2 protein-coding genes are annotated in these 2685 nt (G+C 45.8%); both read left to right on the top strand.

Annotated elements, in window-relative coordinates; genetic code table 11:
- Positions 1-278 precede the first annotated feature (278 nt).
- Positions 279-1826 carry an IS21 family transposase gene (istA, locus tag M2273_RS30715; RefSeq protein ID WP_429402220.1) on the top strand — a complete coding sequence of 516 codons (1548 nt, stop codon included), beginning with the start codon at positions 279-281 and terminating at the stop codon, positions 1824-1826.
- Between the two features lie 14 nt (positions 1827-1840).
- The gene (gene istB, locus M2273_RS30710) at positions 1841-2572 is read left to right on the top strand and encodes an IS21-like element helper ATPase IstB (protein WP_429402218.1); all 732 of its coding nucleotides are present in this window, start codon (positions 1841-1843) and stop codon (positions 2570-2572) included.
- The last annotated feature ends 113 nt before the right edge of the window (positions 2573-2685 follow it).

Below are 2685 nucleotides of genomic sequence, written 5' to 3'. Positions count from 1 at the left end.
TGGATATTCCGCTCCATATGGGACCATCGATTCCGACGCATATAGGGCCAGTGATTCCGCTGCAAAAGGGACCAGTCAAGAAAGAGAAAGTGTGTTTAAAGTTTAGTAATAGGGAGTTTTTTTTCAGCGGCTAATCTGAAAAAAGGCTGCCATTCCGGCAATAGTATACCACTTATTCCGCTCCATAGTATACCACTAAGCAGATTAACCTGCCAATAACCATAGGTTTGATTAGGTCACACTAATCGACAAATGGAATGGCAAATAAGCTGCTTAATATGAATAAAGTACGACAACTACTCCTGTTTTTGGAGCGTGAAGCTTCCCAAAGATCAATTGCACGGGAAACCGGAATCAACAGGAAAACCATTGTGAATTACCTGGCCAAGTTTAATTATACTGGCCTGGGTTTTACTGAGCTGCTTGCATTGAATGACCGTAAGCTTGAGGAGATAGTAGGATTGATTAAGCCCCAGGGAGAGGAAACAGACCTTCGCAAACTTCATTTTAACAGTCTGATCGAGCTTCATACGCACGAGCTAGCCAAAGAAGGCGTCACCCGTTTATTGCTTTGGGAAGAATATATCCAGGACTTTCCTCAGGGGTTTCAGTATTCCAGATTCTGTGAGCTCTTACAGGAACAACAGAAGCTCAACGGTGCGGTAATGCACTTTGAGCACCAGCCGGGTAAACTCCTGCAAGTAGATTTCGCGGGGGCTCCACTTCATTATGTTGACCTTTCCACGGGTGAGCTGATCGCCTGTCCCGTGTTTATCGCGGTGCTGCCCTTTAGCGGCTATGGCTACGTAGAGGCCCTGCCTAACGCCAAACTACCGCAGGTGGTGAAAGCCCTTAATAACACGCTGGATTACCTTGGCGGGGTACCATTAGGGGTCAAGTCGGACAATATGAGGCAGTGGGTCTCCAAGACCTGCAGGTACGAGCCGCTGTTCACTGAAATGCTCCAGCAATGGTCTAACCATAACCATATTGCCCTATTCGCTGCCAGGGCCTATAAACCGAAAGATAAACCTGCAGTAGAAGGATTGGTGAAGATTACCTACATGCGCATTTATGCCAAGTTAAGGAACGAAACGTTCCATAGCCTGGCTGAACTTAATCAGGCCATTTGGGCAAAGCTCGACCAGCATCACCAGATCAACTTCCAGAAAAAGACCTTTAGCCGTCAAGAGTTATTTACCGGGCAGGAAAAAGCATTGTTGCAGCCCATGCCTGATTCTGCTTATTATATCCGCCATTATACCAAGGCCAAGGTTCAGAAAAGCTACCATGTTCTGGTCGGTGAAGACTGGCATTACTACAGCGTGCCGTTCCGCTATATTGGCAAGGAAGTGAGGCTTATCTATTGTCAGGATACTGTCGAGATCTATTATAATAACCAGCGGATCGCCTTGCATCAAAGAGATTATCGAAATCACAAGTACACAACGGTAATAGAACATATGCCAGCCAATCATCAGGCCTTTATGACGACCCAGGGCTTTAGTTCGGCGTATTACTTGCAAAAGGCAAATGAGGTCGGACCAAACACCCATGCCTTTTTTCAAAAGCTAATGGAAAGTAAACAGGTTATTGAACAGTCCTACACGGCCTGTCTGGGCCTGCTCAGGTTGATTAAAGCTTATGGCCCGGTCCGGATGGAAGCCGCCTGTAAAAGAGGATTAACCGGAAACAAGTTCAGATATACAGCCATCAAAAATATCCTGGAAAACAATATGGACCTATTAGAAGAAGCAGTTACCAAAGAATACCGGCTACCCTTTCATGCCAACTTAAGGGGACCGGAAGCTTATAATGAAAACTAGAAAACAATAATCAGATGAACACTCAGAACACATTGGACCAGCTGAAATCGCTTAAACTGAGCGGTATGGCTAATCGGTACGAGGCAATACTTTTGCTTCCCGTACATGAACTTCAGGACGTACACTCGCTAATCGGTATGCTCACGCAAGCCGAGACAGAATATCGAGATCACGCCCGAACGCAAAAATACCTGAACTACAGCAAGCTCAGATATCATGCCTTGCCTGAAGATATTTTGTGCACACCTGACCGGGGAGTAACCCGCGAACAGGTGCTCAGGTTATCTGACGGAATGTTTATTGCAAAGGGAGAAAACGTCCTGATAACTGGTGCCACAGGCTGCGGTAAATCTTTTTTGGCTTGTGCCTTAGGGCGTAGTTCCTGCCTGCTCGGATACCGAACTTTATACTATAGCATGAACAAGTTCCTGGAGGCACTGGCCCAGGCCAGGCTGGATGGCACCTATCTTAAATGGATCAGGGCTATCTCCAGTAACAAACTGCTGATATTAGATGACTTCGGGCTGAAGGCATTAACCAACGATTCCAGGATCGCGTTGCTGGATATTCTGGAAGATAGGTATGGCAATGGTTCAACGATCATAACATCACAACTGCCAGTAGATAACTGGTATAACTTTATTGATGAACCAACGCTTGCCGATGCGATAATGGACAGATTGGCAGCTTCTGCGCACAGAATTGCTTTAACAGGCAAATCTATGCGGAATAAGAAAAATCACTAAGTTTACACAAATCATACTGCTTAGTGATGATGGAGCTTTGACTGCTCTTTTACACCTTACATCACTGGTCCCTTTTGCAGCGGAATGGTGGTCCCTATTCGGCGGAATATTCA

This window comes from Mucilaginibacter lappiensis, assembly GCF_050433765.1.
GTDB lineage: Bacteria > Bacteroidota > Bacteroidia > Sphingobacteriales > Sphingobacteriaceae > Mucilaginibacter > Mucilaginibacter lappiensis_A.
The sequence above is the reverse complement of the archived record's forward strand: the minus strand, read 5'-3'. Positions and strand labels throughout refer to the sequence as shown.